The organism is Natronorubrum halalkaliphilum (genome assembly GCF_009834785.1).
Lineage (GTDB): Archaea > Halobacteriota > Halobacteria > Halobacteriales > Natrialbaceae > Natronorubrum > Natronorubrum halalkaliphilum.
Window position 1 is genome coordinate 35,100 of the sequence record NZ_WUYX01000042.1, and the last position, 26,010, is coordinate 61,109.

Genomic DNA, 26,010 nt, shown 5'->3' on the forward strand with positions numbered 1-26,010 from the left:
AATTTCAAATATTATCTGACCGGTGGCGTACTGCGGACGAAGCGTGGACGTGGAATCGCTCGGTGAGTGACTCTCAGCGGGGCCGGATGCGACCCCTTTTCACGCGTGCGCGGTTGATGACTCGTAATGAACGAACGCGACGCGGACGATCGGCGAGCGGACGTTGCTGTGCGTGCAGCCGCGGCGGGCGCGGAGCTTGCGGCGGACTCGTTCCGATCGGAGCTCGAGGTCGAACGAAAGGACGGCAAGACGGACGTCGTCACGCAGGTCGATCGGAACGCCCAGACACGGGTTATCGACGTCATCGGCGACGCGTTTCCGGCCGATCCGATCGTTGGCGAGGAAGCCGACGCGCTGAAACGGGTGCCGGAGACGGGGCCGGCCTGGATCGTCGACCCCATTGACGGGACGAACAACTACGTTAACGAGATCCGCGCGTTCGGGACGGCCGTCGCCGCAGTCCACGACGGAGAGCCCGTCGGTGCGGCGACCGTCTGTCCCGCGCTGGACGACACCTACCGGGCCGGCTCCGATGGTGCCGTCCGCAACGGCGATCCGCTCTCGGTCAGCGACTGCGGCGACCCCGAGGCGGCGACCGTCTGTCCCACCTTCTGGTGGAACTTCGACCAACGGGACCAGTACGCCGCGGCGTCGCGAGCCATCGTCGACCGGTTCGGCGACATGCGCCGCTTTGGCTGTGCCCAACTCGAGCTCGCGATGGTCGCCTCGGGCGCGCTCGAGGGGACGATGACGAACCTGCGGACCAATCCATGGGATTCCGTCGCCGGCGTGTACCTGATCCGCGAGGCCGGCGGAACCGTCACCGACCTCGAGGGGGACCGATGGCGTCACGATAGCGAGGGGCTGGTGGCCTCGAACGGGGCGATCCACGAGGACCTCCTGGCGGCCACTCGAGAGATCGAGAGCGCCATCGAGTGACGGTCTTCGATCCTCGACTGTCACGGACTGCAGAAAATCGGAAACGGTAAGCGGCCGCCGTTCCGGATATCGGTTATGGACGAGTATATCGAACGGTACGGGGCCGAGAGAGTCTGGGCCGCGACCGTTGTCCTCCTCGCCGCTGGCGTGACACTCGCCGCCCTGCTGTTTCCCCAGCGCGTGTACGTCGACCTCATCTGGCAGTACTACTGGGGGCCGGTCGTCGCCGACGCACACGGGTGGGGCTGTATCGCGTGGGCGGGTGGCGAACAGGTCCACTGCAACAACGCGGCCGCCGACGCCGGGCCGACCGCCGCACCCGGCTACACGTTCGTCTCTTATGCCGGCTACATCCCGACGCTGATCCTGTTCGTCATCGGGATCCTGTTCCTGATTCGGCGTCTCGAGATCGAACGCTACCGCGCGGGCTTTTACGCGCTGTTCCCGTTCATGCTCTTCGGCGGCGCCCTTCGGACCGTCGAGGACGCGAACGTCGCCGCCTACCGCGACACCGGTGAACTCGCGATCGAGTTGCCGTGGTCCGGGTTCTTGATCAGTCCGCTGATCTACTTCACCGTCGCTGCCCTCGCGGTGATCGCGGTCTTCGTGTCGGTCTGGCTCGATCGGAACGACCACGTTTCAGGATACGAGTATCCCCTGGCTGCGATTGGGACGGGATACCTCGCGCTCACGCTCGCGTATCTCGGGTACGCGGCGACCCAGGAGTACGCGACGTTCTATCCGTGGCTGCTGATTACGACGCTGGTCGGGGCCACCATCGCGACGGGACTCACCTGGGTCGCGATCGAGCGGTTCGCGCCCGATATCAACGCGGGGACCCGGTACATGGGGCTCGTGGTCATCTGGGCCCACGCGGTCGACGGCGTCGCGAACGTTATCGGCCTCGACTGGGCGACCGCCTTCGGCCACGCACAGAACCTCTCGCCGAAACACCCCGTCAACGAGGCGATCGTCAACGTTACGGGCTCCATGCTCCCCGCGAACATCGTCGAGGTGACCGGGCAGGCCTGGCCGTTCCTGCTCGTGAAACTCGCCGCGGCCGTCTTCGTCGTCTGGATTTTCAACGAGGAAATCTTCGACGAGAATCCACGCTTTGCAATCTTGATGTTGATCACCGTCGTCGCCGTCGGACTCGGCCCCGGTACCCGCGACATGCTCCGGGCGACCTTCGGCATCTGAGACGGACGATTTGCCGTCGGCGGCCGATTTTGTCGGCGTACACGGCGAGACTGAAAGCAAAAGTTAACGACAACGACAACGACGATGGTAAAAACAAAGAGAAAGCGACGACTCGCTCTTCCTCAAAAGTTGACCACCGCGAGGAATTCTTCACCCGACATCGGGTTGGTGTACGCCATTGGCAGAGCAGGCCGAATACCGTAAGGTCAGACGAAAGCCCTCTGGCCGTCCGTGGTTGCGAGAGGACGACGGGTTCTCGAGCCACTTGGCGAGGCGGCCACGATCGATGCGATCCAGTAGCGATGGCGACTGGAACGCCAGACGACACGATGGTGTCGTTGCGATCGCGGGAAACCGTGAATTTCCGGGAAACACGGACTATCGTTCGTGAAAAACTGATGAGCGTCGAACGAACCAGTTAAGCGGAAGGTCCCATATTGGCCCACTATGTGTGAAAAGAGACTCGGACAGCTACAACTCTCCGCTCGATATCGTGTCCTGGTTGCATCCGGATACAGCATCGGTGAGGGGTAACCGACATGTTCGTTCGACACCATCGACGGAAGTCAACAGTAACCGCACAGCAGATTGATTCTGTGAGACGAGCAACGAGGGGAGACCGATGACCGGAAGCGACGAAGAACTCGCCAAGGACCTCGGCCTGATCTCGGCCCTCGCGATCGGTATCGGGACGATGATCGGCGCGGGAATTTTCGTGCTCCCGGGCGTCGCTGCGCAGGAAGCGGGCCCGGCTGTCGTCCTCTCGTTTATCATCGGCGGCATGATCGCCATGATAAACGCGTTTTCGGTAAGCGAACTCGGGACGGCGATGCCGAAAGCCGGCGGCGCATACTACTACATTAATCGTGCACTCGGACCGTTGTTCGGCTCGATTTCGGGAATGGGTGACTGGATCGGGCTCGCCTTTGCGAGCGCGTTCTACGCCATCGGCTTCGGCGGGTATCTCGCCGACTTGCTCGACGGCGTCGTCGTTCCGATTCCGGGACTCGGCGAATTCGCGCTCCTCCCGACCATCGCGCTCGGTCCGCTCGTCCTCACCGAGATTCAGATCGGCGCGGTGCTCGCCGGAACCGTGTTCGTCGGCGTCAACTACATGGGCGCAAAGGAAACGGGTGGTATCCAGACCGCCATCGTCACAATCCTGCTCGGCATCCTCACGATCTTCGCCATCGTCGGCTTCTTCTCGTTCGACTGGGGAACCGTCACCGTCGACGGCAGCTACACCCCCGAGGGGACGGCGGCGATCCTGCCAGGTGCGGCGCTCGTGTTCGTCTCCTACCTGGGCTACGCAAAGATCGCGACGATCGGAGAGGAACTCAAGAACCCCGGCCGAAACCTCCCCATCGCGATTATCGGCAGCGTCGGTATCGTGATGGTCATCTACACGATCCTCGTCGGCCTCCTGATGGGGCTGATCCCACACGAGGAGTTCTTCCTCGAGACGGTCGAGAACGCGCCGATGTCCTACGCCGCCGAGGTCGTGTTCGACTACCAGTTCGCGGTCGTCGGCTTCGAGATTCCGATTCTCGGCATCGGCGTGACGTCGATCACGCTCGCGGCGCTTCTCGCGACCGCCTCGAGTGCGAACGCCTCGATTCTCGCCTCTGCCCGAATCAACTTCGCGATGGGCCGGGACAAGATCGTCACCCCGAAACTCAACGAGATCCACCCGCGGTTTGCAACGCCGTACCGATCGATCGCCGTCACTGGCGGCATGATCATCGTCTTTATCATTGGTCTCGGGGAAACCGTTGAGATCCTCTCGAGTGCCGCGAGCGTGCTTCATCTGGTCGTCTACGCGCTGATCAACGCCTCGCTGATCGTCTTTCGCGAGACGAACCCGCCGGAGTACGATCCCGACTTCGAGGTGCCGTTCTATCCGGCCACGCCGATCGCCGGCTTCGTTCTCTCGCTCGCGCTGATCTACTTCATGGATCCGCTCGCGACCGCGATCAGCGTGGTTTTCGTCGTCTTCGCGATCGTCTGGTACTTCACCTACGCGCGAACCAAGACCGACCGCGAGGGCATTCTGAGCGACTACATCCTCTCGCGATCCGAAGAGATGCCCGACGCCGCCGTATCGGCTGCGAACGTCGCGAAACCGTCCAAAGAGGAGGAATACACCGTCGTCGTGCCGGTCTCGAACCCGCGGACGGAATCCCGCCTGCTCTCGCTGGCGAGTGTCGTCGCGAAAGCGAACGACGGCGTCGTGCAGGCCGTCCACATCGTCGAAGTTCCGGACCAGACACCGCTCGAGGAGGGGTCGGAACACATGCGGCGGATCGACGACGAATCCCAGCGGCTGATGAGCCAGGTCCGAGAGAGTACGGAGACGCTCGACGTCCCCGTCGACATCCGGACGGTCGTCTCCCACCGCTCGTTCGAAGAGGTGTTCAACGTGGCCCAACGCGAACAGGCCGACACCGTCGTCATGGGCTGGGGCCCCGGCCGTCCGTGGACCGCTGGGCGGGCGGAACGACCGCTCGACGAGCTCACGCACGACCTGCCGTGTGACTTCCTCGTCTTCAACGACCGCGGCCTCGAGACCGACCGCGTACTGGTTCCGACCGCCGGCGGTCCCGACTCCGATCTCAGCGCCGAGGTGGCCCGGTACATGCGCGACCAACTCGGCTCCGATATCACGCTCTTGCACATCGTCGACGAGGGTGAAGAGGCCGAGGGCGAAGCGTTCATGACGGAGTGGGCCGCGGACCACGCCCTCGAGGATGCGAACATCAGGGTCGACGTTTCGGACGATGTCGAGGCGACGATCGCGGCAGTAGCCAGCGACCACTCCCTGCTCATCCTCGGAGCGACCGAACGCGGGCTGCTCTCGCGGCTGCTCCGTGGCTCGCTTGCCTACAGCGTCGTCAACGAAGTCGAGTGTTCGGTGCTGCTGGCCGAACGGCCGACGAAACGATCGCTCCGGGAGCGACTGTTCGGAAGCGGCCCCGACGATGACTGACCGGTATCCATAGGACGGGTCTATCGGGCGGTCTTGAACAGTCTCTTGGTTGGTTCAAGTTACACGATGTACCGATGCCGGGTTCGGTGAGTGTTCTTCGAGACATCGATCGGCAACTGTCGACCGCCGATCGTCGATAGCCGAAAACAGGCTGCTCGAGAATGGGCTGTATTCCGACGTCAGTGCCGCCGCGTTAGCGCTCCAGCCGTTGGATCAACGCCTGCCGGAACGTCCGCGGCGCGCATTGTTCGCTGCGAGCCATCACGACCGTCCCGTCGCTCTGCTGAACGATACGCTGTGGGATCGAGCCGTACAGCGCCTGCGCGACGGTGCTGGTCCCCGTTGCACCGACGATGACGGTATCGTACTCGCTGACGGCATCGACGAGCGTTTCGCGAACGTCGTCGGCAACGATGACGCGAGCGTCGTACTCGTCGTCTGCCAGTTCCGCGTCCTCGGCGACGGCAGCGATCGTGTCTCGCCCGATCGCTTTCGGATCGATCGGGGTCTGCTCGTCCGTGTCCTCGTCGCCGCCTTCCGCCGGTGACGATTGGACGTTCAAAAGCGTCACCGTACTGTCCGCGAACGCTCGCCGGAACTCGCCCGCTCGTCGCGCGGACGTTGCGGCGTGGGGACCGGTACCCGCGAGCGTTACGATGTTCCCCGGCGATTCGGACGGGTTCTTGACCAGCGTCACGTCACACGGGGCTCGCTCGAGGAGCGGAGCGATCGTCGATCCGAAGAGCACGTCCCGACGGCGGCGTTCGCCGGTCCGGAGATGCCCGAGGTGGCGAAGGTCATGCTGATCTTCAACATGTGGATCGGTCGCCTGGAGATCATCCCGGTCGCGGTGTTGCTCGGTGTGACCTTCCGGTCACTCAACCTCTACCGATAGCCCAACAACTGCGGGTTGCCGTATCGATTTCTCGGCCTAACCGGACAGACACGGGAGCGCCGGCGACGGCTGACTGCGGTCCCCAGAAACGAGTTCCGCACCGATCAGACGGGTGTCGGACGAACGGGTCCGTATGAACGGTCGACAGGGACGATGCTCAGAGCACCGCCGAAACCTCGTCCAGCACGGTCGCGTCAACGAAAAGGACGACGTGATCGCCGGGCCGGGGAACCGTCGTCCCCCGTGGGGTGACGAGTTCGCCCTGTCGAGAGATCGCGCCGATGACGACGCAGTCGGGAAGATCGGCCATCGAATCCGCGATCTGTCGTCCCGTCAGGGCGCTTTCCGCCCCGAGTTCGACCTCGATGACCTCGGCCCGGTCGTGTTCGAGCATCGCGATCTTCTCGGTCTGGTTGGTTCGGGTGAATCGGATGATCTCCTCGGCGGTCTCCTCGCGAGGGTTGATCGCGACGTCGATGCCGACGGTCTCGAAGAGGTCGGCGTACTCCGTGCTCTCGATGATCGCGACCGTTCGGTCGACGCCCACTCGACGCGCGAGCAGGGACACAAGCAGGTTCTTCTCGTCGCTGTCGAGGGCGGCGACGACGATATCGGCCTCGTCGATGTGTTCCCGTACGAGAAACTCCGTATCGGTCGCGTCGTACTCCATCACGAACGTGTGCGGAAGCGCTTCGGCGATCTCGCGTGCGCGGTCGTGATCCCGTTCGACCAGCCGCGGCTCGAATCCGTGTGCTTCGAACTCTCGAGCTGTCTGGAAGCCGATCTCGCTCCCGCCGACGATGACTACGTCGTCCGTACTCGAGGTCGTATCGCAAACGGTCGCCATGGCGAACTCCTTGACAGAGGTGGGGCTGCCGATGACGACGATCCGATCGCCGGCCTGAAAGACCGTCTCACCCTGGGCGACGATCATCTCGTCGCCCCGGAAGACGCCGGCGAACGTCATCGAATCGTACTGGTCGGCGTCCATGACGCGCCGTCCGACGAGCGGGCTGTCGGCTCCGATATCGAACTCGGCCATCCTGACGAGTCCGCCGGCAAATATTTCGACGTCTTGGGCCTGCGGAAATCCCGAAATCCGGAAGATCGTCTGTGCAACCAGCAGGTCGGTACAGACCATGAAGTCGACGCCGAACGCGCCCTGGGACCCCTCCCACGTGTTCAACAGCGTGCGCTGGCGGACGCGTGCGATCGTAAACGCATCGCTCGCGGTTTTGGCGGTTCCGCAGACGACGATGTTCGTCTCGTCGCTGTCGGTACACGCGACGACCAGATCCGCTCGCTCGAGTCCCGCCTCCCGGAGCGTCTCGAGTTCCGTCCCGTCGCCCTCGACCGAGAGGACGTCGAACGAGTAGGTGATCTCTTCGGCGACCTCCGAATCGCGTTCGACGACCGCGACGTCGTGTGAATTCTCGAGGTTCGAGGCGATCATCTTCCCGACTTGCCCCGCGCCGACGATCAGTACGTACATTAGTGGTTGCGCCTCCCGAGAGCCATTTCGTACCGTCGATTCGAGCGGGAGATCGAAAGGCGTTACGACGCTTTGCATCGGCCGTTCGTTCGATTCTCGTTTCGCCTGCTATCGTAGCCACTGGAAGTCAGTGCACACCCGATCGCACGATGGGAACAGTGTCTGCGGGATTTATAAGACGTGAGCCAAATCCATCACGGCATGCAAAACGACGGCACCGAGCGGAGACCCACTTTCGACGAGCCCGAAGACGTGCTCGAGCGGCTGTTCCGAAGCGGCCGGACCAACGCGCTCATCTCGTGGGTGCTCGTCGGAATTCTCTGTCTGGTGTTCCTCGAGAGCGTTCTCGATGCCGATACACTGTGGATCGTCTTCGTCGCGGCGACGGCGGCAATCGTCCTCGCTCCGCCCGTCGCCTACTGGGACTGGCGGATGATGCTTCCGTGGGAACTGCTCGTGGTGGCCTTGCTCCCGATTCTCGTCCGAGCGCTGTTCGGCGGCGAACTCGGAACGTTCGGCTACTATCTGTCGGTCGCCGGATTGGCGCTGCTTCTTACCGTCGAGTTCCACATGTTCACCGTCAGCAACCTTCGGCTGAACCATGCGGCCGCCGTCACGTCCGTCGTCCTGACGACGATGGCCTCGGCCGCCGCGTGGGCGATCGTTCGGTGGAATATGGACAGGCAGTTAGGAACCTCGTTCCTGATCGAACCGGGCGTGTCACAGGACGCGGCGAACGAGGCGCTGATGATCGAGTTCCTGTGGGTTACCCTCGCCGGACTCGCCGCCGGGGTCCTCTTCGATGCGTACTTCAGACGTCGCGGTCGTCGTCTTCGCCATCGGCTCTGGCAGGTGGTGCGTCGATGACGCTCCTCCCGCGCCCCTCGCTGCGAACCCAGCGCCGACTCACTCGCGGGATGCAAGTGTTGCTGGTCGCGATCATCGGCTACGGCGTGGTCTTCGCACAGCCCAAGGCGGTCATGAACGGCGCTATCGCGCTGGCGATCACGTTCGCTCCGGCAGTACTCGAGAAAAACTACGATCTGCCGCTCGATCCGTGGCTCGGGCTCTGGATCACCCTCGCGGTCTTCTTACACACGATGGGGTCCGCCGGACTGTACGGCGCTATCGGCTGGTGGGACCACCTGACACACGCCACGTCGGCGTCGCTCGTCGCCGGGATCGGCTACACGTTCGTCCGGGCCGTCGACCTCCACAGCGATCAGATCCGGATTCCGAGCCGATTCGCGTTCGTCGCCATTCTGATCGTCGTGATGGCCTTCGGCGTCATCTGGGAACTGTTCGAGTTCGGGTTAGACGTCGCCGCTCAATCGACGGGGATCACCATGCCGCTGTCCCAGCACGGTCTCGACGATACCGTCCGCGACATGATGTTCAACATGCTGGGTGCGATCGTCGTCGCCACGTTCGGACAGGTCCACCTCTCGGGCGTCGCCGAAACCGTCAGAGAGAGTCTGTTGTCCGCCGACTAGGCCGTTCTGTTCGATCGTCTCGAACGGCCTTGTTGAAAGCCTCGACGTTCGATAGGTTTCAACGAGCCCCTAAATACAGGGCGCAAATGTGGTACTGTGTGAGTACCGATCAACACGGAAAGTCGAGCGGTCAGTACAGAACAAGCAGGTAACGGAGAGACGATCAATCCCTCCGATAGCTGTCAAAGACCGTCTGCTGAATATAGAGGATGAGCCTTATTTAGACGCAGCGGAGACTGGCTCTAGCGCTTCGTTCTCGAAGTACGAAACCACACCGTGGGGAACTCACTACGGGATTCTGTTCAGTTGAACTGGCTCCTGATCCGCCCGTTCTGAAGCGTCCAAACAAGGCCCTCAGTCTGTATTCACCTATGGAAATTCTGCTGACTGACCAAACCACGCTTGCCAAGATAATTTTTCGGGCGACGAGGACTTGCTGTAGTTTTCGAGCGTAGAATCGACAGCCGGCGAACCGATGACTACTGAAACAGCTATCAGGCGGAAGACTTCTTGTTAGCGAGAGTAGTTACTCACGCTGCCACCAACATGCCAATGAGCGCCGCCGGGGCGGCGCTCAGGCACTCACCCCTGGTGGATCGTACACTTCCTCACGGTCCAGCATGTGATACATTGAAACCAGCAGCTTCCGGGCGGTTGCTACGATCGCTGTTTTCGAGTTCTTCTTCCGAGCTAACCGGTTGTAGAACCGGCTGAGATACTCGTCTTCGCACGTATGAACCGCTGAGTACGACGCTTGAACGAGCAACCATCGGACTCGTCCTGATCCTCGCTTCGAGATGCTTCCCTCAAACCGCGAGTCACCAGACTCGCGGATTATCGGGTTCAGTCCAACGTAACTGACGACCTCTTTGGCCCGGTCAAACCGGTCGATCTCTCCCAACTCCGCGTAAATCGTCAATGCCGTAAAGTAACTCACGCCTGGAATTGTCATCAGGAGCTGGGTCTCCTTCAGAGACCCAGCCCGTTCCTCAATCTCAGCTTCCAACGACTCCATCTGCTCGGTGAGCACTTGAATGAGTTCCAGATACGATTCCAACAACGCATCCCACGGTGCCGGGAGCGAGAGTTCCACCAGGAACTCTCGTCCCTTCACACTCAGTGGTTTTACTTTCTGAGTGATCCCGTGATCACTCAACAAGCCATGGATCTTGTTCGCGTACTCGGTCCGGTTCTCGACCAGCTTCTGGCGCCCGCGCACAAGTGCGCGGGCTTGCCGAATCTCGTCGGTTGGAACGTAACTTTCAGGAACCGATCCCAACCGAACCATCCGAGCGAGTTGTTTCGCGTCAACGCGGTCAGTTTTCTTGTCTGAGTCAGAGATCAGTTTTAATTCGCCTGGGTTGGCAACGGTCACATCCAGATACTCTGAAAGAGTATCATGGATGTGATAGTAGTTAGTGGTGGCTTCAAGTGCGGCTTTGGACCCAGCGTACTGCTGGGCGAAGTCGTCGAGGTTCGCGTTTTCGACGCGAACCTCTTCGACGATCTCACCATTTTCGTCCAATACTGCGACTTGTGAGTACCGCTTGTGTACGTCGATTCCAATGAACATTGGCCTCACCTTGGAACGCCGGTGCGTGAAACAGAGATTCACCTATACGGGCTTTCCCGACTGCCGCCAGGAGCGGCAGTCGGGCTGTGATGCCCAGGACTCGGCTTCCTACGCACTCGGACCAGTCAGCACCACGTGTTCTCGGACACGGAATACAGCTCGGTCTCTTGCGTCCCATACTTGTTTCACGCTCTCATGGGATAGCAGAATTTCCATCGAGTCAGCACGCTATTCCTATCACGTTCTGAGGGTTTAACAGAGCCTCTCGGGCACGTTTTCTACCGACACGCGCCATCGAGAACGCATAAACGAGTAGAGGGTCTTAGAGACAGCTATGGATGAAAACGCCTCCGTCACGGGAGGGTGGTTCGCCGATATCGAACCGGGGGACGTCGACGCCGCGAGCGACGCGATTACTGGCGGCAGCGCCGAGACGCCACGGGACTGGCCCGAACTGGCAGTCGAAAGCGGCTACGCCGATTCTATGGGGGCCTACTACGACCGCCTCTCCGAGATGACGACGGAGGCGACGCGCCGAGAAGTCGCCGAACGGGAAGCGGCCGACGACCGCCAACTCGTCCACGCGGTGCGGGCGATGGACGACTGTACTCGAACGGCGAACGAACTCGCGGAACGCCTCGCCGAGTGGGCCGGCACCGTCGACCCGGACGCCGGAACCGGCGTCGACTACGCTCGAGAACTCGCGACTCGACCGGCCGATCCCGAGCCAGACGAACGGGCTATGGTCTCGCTCGCCGAGCGCGTTGCGGGACTCGCGGACGAGGCCGACGATCTGCGCGAACTGGTCGAACGACAAACGCCGACCGTCGCGCCGAATCTGTCGGCGCTCGCTGGGCCGATCCTCGCGGCCAGACTGATTTCGTTGGCTGGCGGCCTCGAGGCCCTCGCCAAGAAACCCAGCGGCACGGTGCAGGTGTTGGGCGCCGAAGACGCGCTGTTTGCCCACCTGCGCGGCCACGCGCCATCGCCCAAGCACGGGATCATCTTCACCCACGACGCGATCCGGGGAACCCACCCCGACGAGCGGGGGTCGGCGGCGCGTGCGCTCGCCGGCAAACTCGCCATCGCCGCCCGCGTCGACCACTATTCGGGCGAGCGAAAGCCCGAACTCGACGCCGAACTCGCGGATCGGATCGAGACGATTCAGGCTCGGACGGAGGACGACAGCGCCGGACGCGACGGCGGTGATGACGGTGAGTGACGGATCGCCTTCGCTGCCCGCCGGCGTCGAACGGCACGCGTTCGACGGCACCGAGCGTCTCGCCACCCGCGGCGACCCCGTCTACGGCGAGCCGACCGACGGCCCGTGGCGGGCGTGGAATCCCCACCGCTCGAAGCTCGGAGCGATGCTCGAACTCGAGATGGCGACCGGGCTCGAGGGCGGCGAAACGGTCCTCTACCTCGGAGCGGCAAGCGGCACGACGGCGAGCCACGTCGCCGATTTCGCCGGGCCGACGTACGCCGTCGAGTTCGCCGCGCGGCCGGCCCGGGACCTGCTCGAGGCCGCCGAATCGCGACCGCGGCTCTTCCCGCTGCTTAAGGACGCCCGGAAACCCGAAACGTACGCACACGTCGTCGAATCGGGCGTCGACGTAATCGTCCAGGACGTCGCGACGCGCGGTCAGGCCCGCGTCGCTCTCGAAAACTCGCGGTTCCTCGCCGACGACGGGCGACTCCTGTTGGCGGTCAAGGCCCGAAGCGAGGACGTCACGCGCGATCCCGCGGCCGTCTTCGAGGACGTACAGTCGGAACTCGAGTCGGGGTACGAGGTGCTCGAGACGCGGAAACTCGAGGCCTATCACGCGGACCATCTCGGCGTCGTCGCCCGACCTCGCTAGCGGCCCCGAAACCGACAGCGGCAATCTTCCCGTCGCTCGATAACAATTATATGGCGATCTGTCGTATCGGATCACGGCATGTCAGCGCACCCCACGATAGCCGACACGCTCGAGCAGACGGTCGATCGACACCCCAATCGGGACGCGATCATCTACCCGCGGAAGGACCAGCGGTGGAGCTACGCGGAGTTCGACGAGCGGGTCAATCGGCTGGCGACGGCGTTGCTCGACGCCGGAATCGAGAAGGGAGACAGGGTGGCGACGGTCCTGCACAACGGGTCGGAGATGGCGCTGACCGTCTACGCCTGCGCCAAGATCGGGGCCGTCTTCACCCCACTGAACTTTCGCCTGCCGGCGGGTGAGATCGAGTATATCGTCAACGACGCCGAGGCGGATCTACTGCTCTTCGAGGCCGAAACGCAGGCGGCGGTCGAGGGCGCTCGCTCCTCGCTCGAAACTGTCGAGGAGTACGTCTATATCGACGACGACGTTCCGGCGTACGCGAGCGGGTTCTACAACCTGCTCGAGTCGAGTCCCGCCGAACGACCCGACGTCGCAGTCACGGAGGACGACGCGTACGCGTTCATCTACACCTCCGGGACGACGGGTCGGCCGAAGGGGGTGGTCCACGAACACCGGAGCATGGTCGAACACAACCTCCTGTGTATCGCGGAGATGAACGTCACCCGCGACGACGTCGGACTGTCGATGATGCCGCTCTATCACTGCGCCGAACTCCACTGCAATCTGTTCCCGCGAGTCCACCGGGGTGCGGCGACCGTTATTCACCACGAGTTCGAACCGGAAGCCGCGCTCGAGGCGATCGACGAGTACGACGTTAGCGTGCTGTTCGCCGCGCCGACCGCCTGGAACGCGCTGTCGCTTTCGGCGGCCGAGTCGGACGTCGACGTTTCCTCGCTCCGACTCGGGCTGTACGGGGCGGCGCCGATGCCCGAACAGGTACTCGACAACTGTAGAGAACACCTCTGCGAGGACTACGTGCAGGCCTACGGCATGACGGAGATCGGTCCCGCAGGGGTCTTCCAGCCGCCGGAAGATCAGGTTTCGAAGCAGGGATCGGCCGGGTTGCCGGCGCTCAACCACGAAATACGCGTCGTCGAACCCGACGCGGATCCCGACCGGACGGTCGAAGGCGGCGAGATCGGCGAAATCCTGATCGCCGGTCCGTGTACGATGCGCGAGTACTGGAACCGTCCCGAGGCGACCGAACGGTCCTTGCGTGAGGCCGACGGGACCACGTGGTACTACACCGGCGACCTCGGCTATCGCGACGACGACGGCTACCTCTACGTCGTCGACCGGAAAGACGACATGATCGTCTCCGGCGGCGAGAACATCTATCCCGCGGAGGTCGAAGACGCCCTGTTCTCCCACGAGGCCGTCGAAGAAGCGGCCGTCGTCGGCGAACCCGACGAGGAGTGGGGCGAACTGGTCGTCGCCTACGTCGTCGCCGACGAGACGGTCTCCGCGGACGAACTGGACTCGTTCGTCGTCGAAAGCGACCGGCTCGCCGACTTCAAGCGCCCTCGAGCGTACTACTTCGTCGACGAACTCCCGAAGAACCCCAGCGGCAAGATCCAGAAGTTCAAGCTCCGGGACGACGAGGGAGACGTCGATTCGGAGGCCGAAACCGTCGCGTCTTGATCGGCGGCTGACGATCGAATTCCGTCTTTCGGTGTCCGAGATCGGAATCGGCTACGTTCCCCGAAGCCCGCCGTAGATCGACTGGCTGAGGCGGGGAAACGCGAGCGTCGACCCGGCGGCAACGACGAACGCAACGATCAGCGAGAGCGGCGCGATACCGGCCGCATTCGCCATCGCTACGCCGCCGAAGACCGCGATCCCCAACGCTAAATTGTAGTAGACGAGTCGCAGGGCGACCAGCGACGGCGTCACTGCGACCCAGCCGAGCGTCTCGGTCGCGGGTGGTCTGATCCAACCGCCGCGAATCGCCGTCCCGATGAGGACCATCGTCGTCCACGCGAGGAGTCCGGCGGCGGTCGCGTCGAAGGCTCCGGCCCCGGGCGCCGCCATGATCGCGAACAACACCGGAAGCGACAGACTCGAGATATCGCCGAAGACGTAACTGCAGTCGTGGAGGAACCGCCCGAACCCGCTCTTCTCGACGCGGGCGCGTTTTCCGTACCCGTACCAGGTTCGACGCGTGGCGCTGTGAGCGGGGCGGGTCTGGCGTCCGGGAACGCGTTCGTGACCGCTGTCCCGTCTCATGATATCACCCACCACGAAGCCGAACATAAATACTGCCGCACGAACGTCTTCCCCGTCGTTGCGACGTGGTGGGAATTACTGTACCCCCTTATCGACCGCTCGCCGCTCGTCTCGAGTATGAACTGCAACCAGTGTGAGCAAACTCCCGACGGCGGCTGTACGACCGTCGGCGTCTGTGGCAAGGAACCGGATCTCAACGGCCTCCAGGAACTCGTCATCTACGGCCTCAAGGGAATCTCCGCGTACGCGACCCACGCTCGAGACATGGGGTATCGCGACCCCGATGTCGACGGCTACGTCCACGAGGCGCTGTACTCGACGCTGACGAACGTCAACTTCAGCATGGACGATCACATCGATCTCGCGATGCGGGCTGGCAACGCGGCCGTCGACGTGATGGAACTGCTCGATACCGCCCACACGAACGAACTCGGCGTCCCCGAGCCGACCGAGGTCCCGCAGAACGACGTCGAGGGGAAGTCGATTCTGGTCACGGGCCACGACCTCTACGGTCTAAAACAGCTTCTCGAGCAGGTCGAGTCCGAAGACGAGCGGATCAACGTCTACACGCACTCGGAGATGCTGCCGGCCCACGGCTACCCCGAACTCGCGAAATTCGACAGTCTGAAGGGTAACGTCGGCGGCGCGTGGCACGATCAGCGGATCCTGTTCGCGGACTTCCCCGGCGCGATTATCGGCACGACGAACTGCGTCCAGCCGCCGCGAGACGAGTACCGCGACCGGTTCTTCACGACCGGGCTCGCCGGCCTCGAGAACGTACAGTCCCTCGACGACTACGACTTCGAGCCGGTGATCGAGAAAGCAAAAGCGCTGCCGGAAGCCGACTGGGACCAGGAGGGGACCGTGACGACGGGGTATCACCACGAACCGGTCCTCGACCGACTCGACGAAATCGTCGATGCCGTCGAATCCGGAAAGCTGCGTCAGTTCTTCGTCGTCGCGGGCTGTGACGGGCCGACGCCCGGCCGCGATTACTACCGCGAACTGGTCAAACAGGTCCCCGAGGACTGCGTCGTCATGACAACTTCGTGTGGCAAGTTCCGGTTCAACGACCTCGAGATGGGCACTGTTCCGGGGACGGACATTCCGCGCTACATCGACCTCGGCCAGTGTAACAACTCGATCTCGACGGTGAAGATCGCGGCCGAACTCGCCGACGCCTTCGACTGTGCGGTCAACGAACTGCCGCTCAACGTCGTGCTCTCGTGGTTCGAACAGAAGGCGATCGCCGTCCTGCTCGGCCTGCTCAGCCTCGGCGTCGAGGACATCCGTCTCGGGCCGACCGTTCCCGACTTCCTCACGCCCGAGATCGTCGACCTGCTCAACGCCGAGTTCGGCCTTCAGCCGATCGACGAACCCGAACGCGACCTCCGGGAGATGCTCGGCGAACCGGAGCCCGCTGTCGCGGCTAAAGCGGAACCGGCCGACGACTGATACGGATTGCTGTATCGACGATTGAACCCGATTTCGAACTGCCACGCCCCGACCGATTGCAACCGATCCCGCCAGTCTGCCGAGTCCAAACGGTATTTACCACCGCAGACGAAAACGGGAGACGATGGAACGCGGGTCCCGGGATTCGTTTACGCGCATGGGCACGCTGGGGATCGAAGAGGAGTGTTTCGTCGTCGACGAAACGGGCCGTCCCACGAGCGGCACCGATGAACTCGTCTACGAGCACGACCCTCCCGAACTCCTCACCGACCGCCTCGATCACGAACTGTTCAAGTTCGTCATCGAGACCCAGACGCCGCTGATCGAGGACCCCGGCGACGCCCGCGAGTCGCTGCTCGAGATCCGCCGGGCGCTGGTCGACCACGCCACCGAGCACGGCTACGGAATCGCCGCGGCCGGGCTACACCCGCTGGCGAAGTGGCGCGAACTCGAGCACGCCGAAAAGCCTCGCTACCGCTCGCAACTCGACCGCATTCAGTACCCACAGCACCGGAACACGACGGCCGGAGTCCACGTCCACGTCGGCGTCGACGACGCGGACAAGGCCGTCTGGATCGCCAACGAACTGCGGTGGTACGTCCCAGTCATGCTCGCGCTCTCCGCGAACTCGCCGTACTGGGACGGGTTCGACACCGGCCTCCAGTCCGCCCGCGCAAAGATTTTCGAAGGGCTACCGAACACGGGAATGCCGACCTACTTCGAGGACTACGCGGCCTTCGATCGGTTCGAACGTCGGATGCTCGAGACCGAGTCGATCGAGGATCGCGGCGAACTCTGGTACGACGTGCGACCCCACACAGCCCACGGCACCGTCGAACTGCGTACGCCGGACGGGCAGGCCGATCCTGATATCGTCCTCGCGTTCGTCGAATATGCACACGCGCTCGTCGAAGCGCTGGCCGAGGAGTACGAAGACGGCGCGAGCGGATACGGCCGTACCCATCGGCGCGAACTCCTCGACGAGAACAAGTGGCGGGCGATCCGCCACGGCCACGAGGCCAGCTTCATCGACCGCGAGATGGCGGGGACGGTCGACCTGGGCGAACTCGTCGACCGAGAGTGCGAACGGCTGGGGATCGACGGCATCAAACGGGTCTACGAGGCCGAAAGCGGCGCGGACAAACAGCGCCGACTGCTCGAGGAAGCGGGCGCCGACGCCCTCTGTTCGTCGCTACTTCTCGGCGTCGAGTGAGGCAGTCGGTAGCGGTGGCAGTCGTGTACCGTCTCCGGAGACGGGTGACCACGTCCGAGTGCTACCGGGGAGATTCACGCGGGCTGTCGTGAGAGAACGGCAAACAGCACACCCCGCAAAGGTTTACTTTCGCGCGAACCGTTGTCTCTACGAGAAGACACATGGCTTCAGATGATACCGACGAGCGCCGGGTAGACGATGGTGACCGTGAGGGTGACGGTGAGGGTGAAGGATACGAGTACGAACCCGACGAGCGAGTCGACGAGACGGAGACGCTCGAGGCGCTCGATGCGCTCGATGCGCTCGAAGACGACGGTGACAACGACGGCGTCCGGACCGCAGCCGTCGAGGAAGTCGATCAGCGCATCGTCGACCTCCTGTCGTGGATTCTCGACACGGAGACCCGTGCGAAGATTTACGTCCACCTGCTGGCCCATCCCGGCAGCACCTCCGAGGAGGTCGCACAGGGAACCGGACTCTATCCGAGCACCGTCCGCGAAGCGCTCGCCGAACTCCACGAGGAAGACCGCGTCACGCGGGAAAAGCGAGCCAGCGAGGGGGCCGGAAACAACCCCTACGAGTACACCGCCATCCAGCCCAGCGAACTCGTCGGCGGCGTCGTCGATCAGGTCCAGCAGGAGCTCAACACTATCTTCACGCTCGATCGCGTCCTCGATCGGCAGTCCGAGTCGGCCTCTGAAACGGAACTCGAGGGTGATGCCGAACCGGTGACAATCACCGTCGACGATACCGAGCCACCGGAACCCGACGCCGCTGACGAAGCCCCAGCGGACGATGTCGACGACGAACCGCCCGAGAACGCGTCGGATCGGACGGACATCGAACTCGTCGGTGAGAACGATCCCGAAGCGCCGGACGGAGACGACGAACAGTAGCCGCCGTATCGATCACCGTCTCCGTCACCCGGCTCGCCGTCGGTTTCGTTTTGTTTTTGTTTCGTTACTGGTGCGGATTCAGCCTCGAGTCCCGCCCGCTCGTCAGTCCTCGAGCCCGAGCACCGCCGGCCGCTCGAGTTCGAGTTCCAGATCGTCGCCGACGGCCTCGACGCTCGTCGTCGGCCAGTCGTCCGTCGTCGTGAGCGACTCGATATCGTCCGCGGTGACAAGTGCGGTATCTTCGCTTTTCGCCCCCTGAACGGTCGGATTCCACGCGTAGGCCATCGGCGCGGTGATCGGTGCGCCGTGGTCGGGCGTGGCGATCCACTCTCGGCCCGCGAAGCCGGCAGCGCCGCCCTGATGGTGGTGTTCCCACTCGCCGTCGTAGCCGAGCGCGTCGTAGGCGTCCTGAATCGCCTCGAAAATGTCGCCAGCCGTTCCCGTTCCGTCGCCGGTCGCCGCTTCCCGCGTCGCCGCGAGCGCCGTCGTCTCGACGCGGGCTGCAACTGCGTGTCGCTCCTCGAGCCACGAGGGCGGATCGAAGGCGACGGTCCGGGTACAGCTCGCGTGAAGACCCGCACGCTGGGTCGTCACCGAGACGAGCGCGTACTCGCCGAGTTCGGACTGGGTCGGGGTGTAATGGCGGTACTGCTGGGCTCGCTCTGCCCCGCCCACGAGGACGACGGGAGCTTCGATATCGCGCGCCGAAAGCGCGACGCGCAGCGCAGACGCCACCTCGTGCTCGCTGTCTTCGGCGCGAAGCTCTCGACAGACCGACTCGACCGCGGCGGCGGTCTCCTGACCCAGCCGACGGTACCGTTCGCGGTCACGTTCGGTCAACGGCTGCCGAAGCGGCGTCGGGTCGACTCGATCGAACCCCGCGATTTCGATGTCCGCGGCGGCCCGTTCGTCCGCGTCGACGCGCGCTTCGATGGCGTCGCCGAGCGACGACGCGTACCACGGGAACGTCTCGAGCGAGACATCCTCGCGCTCGAGGTCCGGTATCTCCTCGGCGGCGATGCGATCGGCTTCGATGGTGTTCGCGACGAGCCGAACGTCGGCGCCGTCGTAGCCGACGGCGGCGACCCCGGCCTCCGCCTCGCGGTCGACGACGTTGTTCCCGCCGGTCAGCCAGCCGAAGGCGTTCGGCCGGGCGAACCAGACCGAATCGAGCCCTTCGGACTCGAGGTAGGTCTCGAGTCGTTCGCGTTTGTTCTTGTTCATGCCGGGTGCTGGCACGGCCGACTCTTGAATGCGACGAACGCGAAGTCGTCGGTTGCGATGACTGTCGGCGAAAGGAGTCGCTAGTCGCCACCGACGGCCGGTCAGGTGACCGATTCCAACCCAGTAAGAACGACTCGGGTAACCTAAGTACAGCTGGTCCTAACCCTCGCCCGAACGCCTGTGTCGACCGATAGTCACACTTCCCGTCCGGTAGTTCGTCCGTTGATCGAACGGTTCGGCTTTCCACACCTCCTCGCGACGACGCTCGTGCTGGTCGCGGCGACCATCTTACTCGGCGTTGCCGCGAAAGCGACGGGGTCGGGACTGGCCTGCGAGGCGAACTGGCCCCAGTGTGACGCCGGCCCGTTTAACCTGCTTCCGGCGAATCTCCCGAGTTTCTACGAGTGGTTCCACCGCTTCGTCGCCATGTTCGCCGGGTTCGCCATCATCGGGACCGCTATCGCGGCGGTCCGCTTCCCGAACATCGACAAGCGCGTGGCCGCCCTCGTCGTGGCCGGGATGATCCTGACCCCGATTCAGGTCGTCCTCGGGCGCGAAACCGTCACGAAGTACACGATGGACATTCTGGCGCTGCACTTCTGGACGGCCGTCCTCATCTTCGTCCTGTTCGTCGTCGCGACCGTGCTCGTCTGGGCACCGCGACTGACGGCCACTCACGTCATCGGCGCGCTCGCACTCGGTGCCGTTTCGCTGCCGTTCCACGTCGCTCTCAGCCCGCTCGTGATCGGCGACATCACCGACTACAGCGCGTCCATGCAGATGGCACAGTACGGCGTCACCCTCGCGTTGCTCGCCGCCGTCATCGTCGCGACGATGGTCGGTCGCCGCCGGTTCGAGAGGGATCGATTGACGGCCCTCCTGAGCGGCACTGCGGTGCTTGCGCTGCTCGTCGTCTTTCTCGGTCGACGGGCCGTGATGACGTTCAACCCCGTTCTCGACGACCTCTACGTCGGCGCAGCCGCGTTGCTCTTCGTGGCGTTCGTGGTCGGCATTCGATTGGTCCAAACCGCGTCGAGCGAATCGGTCGATGCGCTTTCGCCGTAGTCACGGCTCCTATTGGTTTCTGGTGCTGGTACCGGGACGCGTTTCCTGCGCAGAGTCCCCATCGCGTTCGGTCGACTGCGGCCACCGCGACACGCTCAGCCGAGTACGGCTACGACCGTAACGCCGACGAGAATCGCACCGACGCCGATACCGAACAAGACGTAGTTCGCGAGCGGGTTCGCCGCCGGCGTCACGGAGAGCGTGTAGTGTCGATTCGAGAGCGGCCAGAACGGTCGGATTCCCATCGGCGTCAGCGCGTCCGCGAGGAGGTGTGAGACGATCGACAGCGTCCCGACGACGAAGGCGAAGGCGACGAACCCGACGTCGACGAGCGGGGACGCGGCATCGATGAGAACCGCGGTAACCGCGGCGAGGCCGGCACCGACGAAAAGCGCGAACGCGAGGGAGTGGGTCGGGCCGCGGTGCTCGAGCATCGGGATTCGATGATCGCAGTCGGGGAGCGTCGAGAGGGCGACACAGACGAGTGCGCCGACGATCGCCACCGTTTCGTAGCCGCCGAGGGCGATCACCGTTCCGAGTGGTGTATACGCGAGCAACGCGGCACCGTAGTGGCCCACCTGATACATCTATGGGACGCGATTCGGTACCGAGATATAAACACACCGTAATCTACCTATCAGTTTATTTGAGAGGCGTTGACGGTGACGAGTCGAGTCACCGACGGAACGATCGGTCACCGCTCCTGACGGCCGCGACCGCTGGACCTTTTTCGTTTCCGAGCGAACGGATAGCTATGCGAACGAGCCTCAATATTCCCGAAGCGATGCTGTCCGAATTCGACCGGACCTGGCAGGCCGAGGGGCTGGATTCTCGCTCCCGTGCGCTCCGAGAGGCGATCCAGGAGTACGTCGAGTCACACCACCGTCTGGAACAGGCCCGCGGAACGGTCGCGGCGACGATCGTCTTCGACTACGTCCACGAGGAAATCATCGAAGAACTCCACGAGGTACAACACGAGTTTCAGTCCGAAATCGATACGACCTGTCACGTCCACCACGGCGAGTGGTGTCTCGAGGCCGTCTTCTGTCACGGCTCGGCCGACCGAGTCCGAAATTTCGTCTACCGATTGAAGGACTTCGACGCCGTCGAACGCGTTTCGGTGACCTTGCTGCGTGCGGATTCCGCGTCCGGCCACGAGCACTCCGGTCACCACTGACAATCAATTCGTAGCTCCGCGTGTATTCTGCCGATTCGACGACGTATCGGGGGGACCCGACGCCGACACTACCTCGACACTGACGCGCAGTCGGGTCGGGAGACCGCGGCGACTGACAGCGAACAGTATTTGCTTCTCGACGGTCTTCCCACGGGCGTGAAGAACGTCACCGAGAGGACGAGCAACCCGTTCGGACTGCGACCGCCGTTCGACCGTACCGGTCCCGACGAGCCAACCGCCGCCTTCGGCTACGGTGACGCCAACGCCGACTTCCACGTGATCGGCGACTACCCCGGCGTCCACGGCGGGAACGCCACCGGCGTGCCGTTCACCGAAACCGAGGCCGGGCTGGCCGTCCAGGACGCGCTTCGCGAAGTCGGGTTCGCGAGCGGGCCGCGGGATCGGCCGGTCCTCGAGAACTGTTTTGCGAGCTACATTCACATGTGCTGTCTTCCGGCCGGGGAGACGCCGACCGACGCGTCCTACGCCGATCTGGAACGCTACTTCGACGCGGAGCTCCGGGCGATCAACGCCCACATCCTCCTCCCGGTCGGCGAGCAGGCGACCGATCACGTTCTTCGCGAGTACACGACCCAGCGGAACCGACTCGAGCTCGATATGACCGCGTTGCACGCCAGCGAGATCCGCGGTCGCGGCTTCATGGTCGTCCCGATCGCCGACCCCGCCGACTGGGTGGACAGCGACGAGGAGCGACTCGTCTCGCGGCTCGAGGCGATCCTCGCGAGCGATTATCGACAGACGAAAGGCGTCGCGACGACGGTCGGCTGAAATCGTCTCCGGTAATTCACCGGCCGAAATGCTTTCTGATAGTCGCCCGCAGCGGCAGCCCCAGCGCGCCCGCGATCGGCAGGAGAACGAACGCGAAGAGATCGACCGGTAGCGTCGCGTACCCGCCCGCTGCGGCGGCAAAGCCCGCCGCCGGAGCCAGCACCGGAACGACGTACAGATACGACGGGGTCCACCCCGGGCCGCGTCTGGTGTGGTGGACGACGACGCCGAACAGGCACGGCATGAGAACCGCCCCGGCAAGCAGCGGGCCGCCGACCAGCGTCGTCGTAACCCCGAGCGCGAGGGCGACGACGATCGTCTCGTCGATCGTCACCGGCCCCCAACTATCCCCGTCCCGGAGCAGACGAACTCCCAGCACGCCCGCGAGTGTGAACGCGACGACGCCGGCTAACGCGGCGTACCACTGCGTCGGCTCGAGCGGCGGGGCGACGAGGTCGACGCTCGCCAGAAACCCGGTCGTCGTCTCGAGTCCGTGGCGACCGCTCGAGAGCACGGCCCAGACGGCGTCGAGGTCGGTCCCGGCGGCGCGTAACTCCGTCGAGAGCGTTTCGAGCCCGGCGTCGTTCTCGAGGGCAAAGTGGCCGAGCCCGGCGACGTAGAGACAGACCGACAGCCAAATCAACGGGAGCGAGAAGTTCTGTCGACGCCACCATCGAACGAGCGGGTTGTCGGTGACGCCGCCGGAACGCGACCGAGAACCGGATCCGGTTTTCGATCCCGCGGATCCGCGGGCCGTACCGGTGCCGGTTCCAGTGCCGGTACCGGTCGAACCGGTATTAGGACCGTCGTTCGCCGCGGCTCCGGTTCCGGTCGGTCCGGTCGTCCCGGTCGCTCTACTGGATCCAGTTGCCCCCGCCGTACCTGCGCTTCCCGTTGTCGTCCTCGAGCCAGTTGCCGACGTCGACGTTGACGTTCCTCCCGAGGCCGTTGCGCCGGCTGCCGACGCCGTCTTCGATCGTCCCGACGTCTTCGATTTAGCGGAGTCGTTCGTACTCGAGGAACTGGAATGAGAACGAGAACGAGAACTGGACGCATTCGACGAGTACGTAAACGTCTTGTCGCCGTCGGTCTCGCTCGATTGTGACTCAGTTGACCCCGCCGTCTCTGCGGCGTTCGACGCGGACTCGCCGTCGTCGCTGCTCTTCCAGACGTCGGGCGAGGGGATGCCGCTGGTTCGCTTTGCGACGTAGTCTTTGTGCCCCATCCGGTCGTAGGCCTGGCGTTCGACGGGATCGCCGAGGATGTCGTACGCCTTTTTGACCGCGGTAAACTGCGCTCGAGCGCGGTCGTCGTCGTTCAGATCGGGGTGATAGACCCGCACCTGTTCCCGGTAGGCGTCCTTGATCTCGTCCTGAGAGGCGTCGGAGGGAATGTCGAGCAGGTCGTAGAAATCCTCAGTCATGGAAGCGTAGATCGACTCGTTTCGTATGGGTTGTGATCGAGGGGTTATAATTACGATGTTCTATCCGATCCGGTCTATTCCCATCGTCGTTCGAGGTAGTTGACTATTTCGGCTGTAGGCGGGCGCCGGTACCGAACTCCCGTCTGACGAACCTCGCGAGCGGCAGACGCGCGGGACTCACGGTCCCGAGAAGTCGGTTAACGACGACTGACCCTCAGTGGGGCCGTGTTGGCTGTGTGTCGTCGACTCGGACTCGGGCTCCGGATCCGGTTCCGGTTCGTCGGCTGCTGACTCACCGCCGTCGGCCCGCTGTTCGTCGCCACTCTCGCCGCCGGCCCCTTCCCAGCTATCCAGGCTGGCCTGATCGGCCGTCGCGAACTCGAGGTTCGCCACCCGCACGCCGAGTTTACGGACGGCTTCGTCTTCGAACTCCGTGAACAGGTCGCGAGCGATACGCTCGACGAGGTCGGGGTCGTCTACGGGCCCCGAAAGCGACTGCTCCCGAGTGTTGACGTCGTACGGCGGCGTGACGGCCTTGACGCCGATGGTTCGGTAGAGTGCTCCCTCTCGCCGGGCGCGGTCGGCGACGGCGGCCGCGAGGGTCTCGACCTGTTCGTACTTCGGCTCCGGTTTCTCGACGGGGTCGGCGAACGCGGACTCCCGCGAGAAGCTCTTCGGATCGCCCTTCGGCTCGACACGACGGTCGTCGTCGCCGCGGGCGCGGTCGTACAGGTCTCGGCCGCGTTCGCCGAACCGTTCGACCAGCGGCTCCGGGTCGGCCGCGGCGACGTCGCGAGCCGTCTCGAGCCCCATCTCCCGAAGTTCGCGAGCCGTGACGGGACCGACGCCGTGGAGCAGGTCGACCTCGAGCGGGGCCAGAAACGCTTGGACGTCGCCGGGTTCGACGACGGTTAGCCCGTCGGGTTTGTCGAAATCGCTCGCGATCTTGGCCGCGCTCATCGTCGGCGCGACGCCGACGCTGACGGTGACGCCGACCTCGCGGCGGATCCGGTCTCGAACGTGGCGGGCGAAGCCGTCCGCAACCTCCCAGGCGGTTCGCTCGGTGACGTCTAAATACGCCTCGTCGATGCTCACCTCCCGCACGACGTCGGCACAGTCGTGGAGGATCTCGCGGACCTCCGCGGCGACCGACTCGTAGTAGTCCATGTCGACGGGCCGGTAGAATCCGGTCTCCTCGCGTGTCAGCTCCGGATCGTGGTCCGCGGCGCGTCTCGGCAGGCGCTCGAGCGCGCTCGAGATGGCCTGGGCGCTCTCGACGCCGAACTCGCGGGCCTCGTAGCTGGCGGTGGCGACGGCCCCTACGGTCTTGCCGGGTTCGTATCCCATGCCGACGACGACGGGCTCGTCGCGGAGTTCGGGCTCGCGAAGCCGCTCACACGACGCGTAGAAGCAGTCCGCGTCGACGTGACAGACGATCCGCTCTTCCTCGTCGTCGTCCGTTTCGACGCCCGGCAGCACTGGCCCGTCGGACATTCGTCTACTGATCGGTTCGCGCGAATCGTTGTGAACGTTTTGTCCGGGGTCGTCCGCTTTTGCTGATCGTCACACTGGGTCAATGGGTCCACCGTTCCAGTCGTTGGGAGTGCGTTTTCGGCGTCCGAGACCGTCCGGAAAACTCGCGTTCAGTGGAGCGGAGAAGCGTGTACGTGCCGCGAGCGAACGGCGCAAGCAGGCCGACGACCTCCCGGAGAGCGCGACGCAACGCGGAAGGTCGTTCTTTCAGTTGTAGCCGCGCCACCGCTTCCCGCACTCGGTGCACTTGAAGAACCGCGTCGGCGGTTCGTCCGCGGACGCCGTCTGTTTGAGCGTGTACCACGCCTCTTGATTCCCGCAGTCGTCACAGACCACGTCCGTGGCCTTCGGTTTCCCCTCGAAATTCGCGTTCGCGTCCGACTCGATCACGTCGTCGTCGGTCTGTGACTCGGTCGAGACGAACGCGTCCTCTTGCTCTCGGTCGCGCTCGCTCGAGCCACCGCAGTCGTCGTTCGTACAGACCATGCGGTCGCCTTCGGCTTTCATCATCGAACCGCAGTCGTCGCAAAACTGCATAGCCGGCCGTA

23 protein-coding genes are annotated in these 26,010 nt (G+C 63.8%); 14 read left to right on the plus strand and 9 right to left on the minus strand.

All coding sequences use genetic code 11. The annotated features are described in order from the left end of the window. Positions 1-126 precede the first annotated feature (126 nt). The 3 genes from GS429_RS13940 to GS429_RS13950 all read left to right on the plus strand — a co-directional run bounded on the left by GS429_RS13940 (position 127) and on the right by GS429_RS13950 (position 5,125). Positions 127-939 (plus strand): inositol monophosphatase family protein, encoded by an 813-nt coding sequence (locus GS429_RS13940; RefSeq protein WP_160065974.1) that lies wholly within the window; start codon positions 127-129, stop codon positions 937-939. Positions 940-1,014: 75 nt separating this feature from the next. Further along, positions 1,015-2,139 (plus strand): DUF63 family protein, encoded by a 1,125-nt coding sequence (locus GS429_RS13945; protein ID WP_160065975.1) that lies wholly within the window; start codon positions 1,015-1,017, stop codon positions 2,137-2,139. A 622-nt stretch (positions 2,140-2,761) separates the two neighbouring features. After that, complete coding sequence (locus GS429_RS13950; RefSeq protein ID WP_160065976.1) at positions 2,762-5,125, plus strand: amino acid permease; 2,364 nt, start codon at positions 2,762-2,764, stop codon at positions 5,123-5,125. Positions 5,126-5,318: 193 nt separating this feature from the next. On the opposite strand, the gene GS429_RS13955 is transcribed toward GS429_RS13950, so the two are convergent. Both GS429_RS13955 and trkA read right to left on the minus strand, forming a co-directional pair. Then, on the minus strand, positions 5,319-5,873 hold the full coding sequence (locus GS429_RS13955) for a universal stress protein (RefSeq protein ID WP_328821398.1): 555 nt from the start codon (positions 5,871-5,873) through the stop codon (positions 5,319-5,321). Between the two features lie 304 nt (positions 5,874-6,177). Beyond that, on the minus strand, positions 6,178-7,512 hold the full coding sequence (gene trkA / locus GS429_RS13965; RefSeq protein WP_160065978.1) for a Trk system potassium transporter TrkA: 1,335 nt from the start codon (positions 7,510-7,512) through the stop codon (positions 6,178-6,180). Between the two features lie 201 nt (positions 7,513-7,713). On the opposite strand from trkA, the gene GS429_RS13970 reads away from it, so the two are divergent. Together GS429_RS13970 and GS429_RS13975 are read left to right on the plus strand one after the other, a co-directional pair. Continuing rightward, positions 7,714-8,379 (plus strand): hypothetical protein, encoded by a 666-nt coding sequence (locus GS429_RS13970; protein ID WP_160065979.1) that lies wholly within the window; start codon positions 7,714-7,716, stop codon positions 8,377-8,379. Next, positions 8,376-9,005: a DUF2238 domain-containing protein gene (locus tag GS429_RS13975; RefSeq protein WP_235920812.1), complete on the plus strand. Its 630-nt coding sequence runs from the start codon at positions 8,376-8,378 to the stop codon at positions 9,003-9,005. The genes GS429_RS13970 and GS429_RS13975 overlap by 4 nt, the downstream gene beginning before the upstream one ends. A gap of 574 nt (positions 9,006-9,579) precedes the next feature. Here the strand turns inward: GS429_RS13975 and GS429_RS13980 are convergent. Next, the gene (locus GS429_RS13980) at positions 9,580-10,578 is read right to left on the minus strand and encodes an IS110 family RNA-guided transposase (RefSeq protein WP_160065980.1); all 999 of its coding nucleotides are present in this window, start codon (positions 10,576-10,578) and stop codon (positions 9,580-9,582) included. Between the two features lie 334 nt (positions 10,579-10,912). On the opposite strand from GS429_RS13980, the gene GS429_RS13985 reads away from it, so the two are divergent. From GS429_RS13985 to GS429_RS13995, 3 genes are all read left to right on the plus strand, one after another. Next, positions 10,913-11,800 (plus strand): NOP5/NOP56 family protein, encoded by an 888-nt coding sequence (locus GS429_RS13985; RefSeq protein WP_160065981.1) that lies wholly within the window; start codon positions 10,913-10,915, stop codon positions 11,798-11,800. Beyond that, on the plus strand, positions 11,787-12,437 hold the full coding sequence (locus tag GS429_RS13990; protein WP_160065982.1) for a fibrillarin-like rRNA/tRNA 2'-O-methyltransferase: 651 nt from the start codon (positions 11,787-11,789) through the stop codon (positions 12,435-12,437). The genes GS429_RS13985 and GS429_RS13990 overlap by 14 nt, the downstream gene beginning before the upstream one ends. A gap of 78 nt (positions 12,438-12,515) precedes the next feature. Further along, positions 12,516-14,102 carry a fatty acid--CoA ligase gene (locus GS429_RS13995; protein WP_160065983.1) on the plus strand — a complete coding sequence of 529 codons (1,587 nt, stop codon included), beginning with the start codon at positions 12,516-12,518 and terminating at the stop codon, positions 14,100-14,102. A gap of 51 nt (positions 14,103-14,153) precedes the next feature. Here the strand turns inward: GS429_RS13995 and GS429_RS14000 are convergent, their stop codons facing one another. Then, positions 14,154-14,687 carry a DUF8215 family protein gene (locus GS429_RS14000; protein ID WP_160065984.1) on the minus strand — a complete coding sequence of 178 codons (534 nt, stop codon included), beginning with the start codon at positions 14,685-14,687 and terminating at the stop codon, positions 14,154-14,156. Between the two features lie 117 nt (positions 14,688-14,804). Between GS429_RS14000 and hcp the strand changes: the two genes are divergently transcribed. The 3 genes from hcp (at position 14,805) to GS429_RS14015 (ending at position 18,251) form a co-directional block, all read left to right on the plus strand. After that, the gene (gene hcp, locus GS429_RS14005) at positions 14,805-16,142 is read left to right on the plus strand and encodes a hydroxylamine reductase (protein WP_160065985.1); all 1,338 of its coding nucleotides are present in this window, start codon (positions 14,805-14,807) and stop codon (positions 16,140-16,142) included. 124 nt (positions 16,143-16,266) lie between these two features. Further along, on the plus strand, positions 16,267-17,355 hold the full coding sequence (locus tag GS429_RS14010) for a glutamate--cysteine ligase (RefSeq protein WP_160065986.1): 1,089 nt from the start codon (positions 16,267-16,269) through the stop codon (positions 17,353-17,355). Positions 17,356-17,516: 161 nt separating this feature from the next. Beyond that, entirely contained in the window at positions 17,517-18,251 is a 735-nt protein-coding gene (locus GS429_RS14015; protein ID WP_160065987.1) for a helix-turn-helix domain-containing protein, read from the plus strand. 102 nt (positions 18,252-18,353) lie between these two features. On the opposite strand, the gene GS429_RS14020 is transcribed toward GS429_RS14015, so the two are convergent. Continuing rightward, positions 18,354-19,475 carry a M24 family metallopeptidase gene (locus GS429_RS14020; RefSeq protein WP_160065988.1) on the minus strand — a complete coding sequence of 374 codons (1,122 nt, stop codon included), beginning with the start codon at positions 19,473-19,475 and terminating at the stop codon, positions 18,354-18,356. Positions 19,476-19,655: 180 nt separating this feature from the next. Here GS429_RS14020 and GS429_RS14025 point away from each other — a divergent pair, with 180 nt between their 5' ends. Further along, the gene (locus GS429_RS14025) at positions 19,656-20,540 is read left to right on the plus strand and encodes a COX15/CtaA family protein (protein ID WP_328821399.1); all 885 of its coding nucleotides are present in this window, start codon (positions 19,656-19,658) and stop codon (positions 20,538-20,540) included. A 95-nt stretch (positions 20,541-20,635) separates the two neighbouring features. On the opposite strand, the gene GS429_RS14030 is transcribed toward GS429_RS14025, so the two are convergent. Continuing rightward, entirely contained in the window at positions 20,636-21,127 is a 492-nt protein-coding gene (locus GS429_RS14030) for a metal-dependent hydrolase (RefSeq protein ID WP_160065989.1), read from the minus strand. Positions 21,128-21,294: 167 nt separating this feature from the next. On the opposite strand from GS429_RS14030, the gene GS429_RS14035 reads away from it, so the two are divergent. Together GS429_RS14035 and GS429_RS14040 are read left to right on the plus strand one after the other, a co-directional pair. Continuing rightward, entirely contained in the window at positions 21,295-21,717 is a 423-nt protein-coding gene (locus GS429_RS14035) for a CopG family ribbon-helix-helix protein (RefSeq protein ID WP_160065990.1), read from the plus strand. 156 nt (positions 21,718-21,873) lie between these two features. Continuing rightward, a complete protein-coding gene (locus GS429_RS14040) occupies positions 21,874-22,506 on the plus strand; it encodes a uracil-DNA glycosylase family protein (protein WP_328821400.1) in 633 nt (210 codons plus the stop codon). Positions 22,507-22,522: 16 nt separating this feature from the next. Here GS429_RS14040 and GS429_RS14045 read toward each other — a convergent pair whose 3' ends face one another. The 3 genes from GS429_RS14045 to GS429_RS14055 all read right to left on the minus strand — a co-directional run bounded on the left by GS429_RS14045 (position 22,523) and on the right by GS429_RS14055 (position 25,999). Then, positions 22,523-23,929, minus strand: a complete 1,407-nt coding sequence (locus tag GS429_RS14045; RefSeq protein ID WP_160065992.1) for a J domain-containing protein — start codon at positions 23,927-23,929, stop codon at positions 22,523-22,525. 177 nt (positions 23,930-24,106) lie between these two features. After that, complete coding sequence (dinB, locus tag GS429_RS14050; RefSeq protein WP_160065993.1) at positions 24,107-25,423, minus strand: DNA polymerase IV; 1,317 nt, start codon at positions 25,421-25,423, stop codon at positions 24,107-24,109. Positions 25,424-25,669: 246 nt separating this feature from the next. Then, positions 25,670-25,999 (minus strand): transcription factor S, encoded by a 330-nt coding sequence (locus tag GS429_RS14055; RefSeq protein ID WP_160065994.1) that lies wholly within the window; start codon positions 25,997-25,999, stop codon positions 25,670-25,672. Between the last annotated feature and the right edge of the window lie 11 nt (positions 26,000-26,010).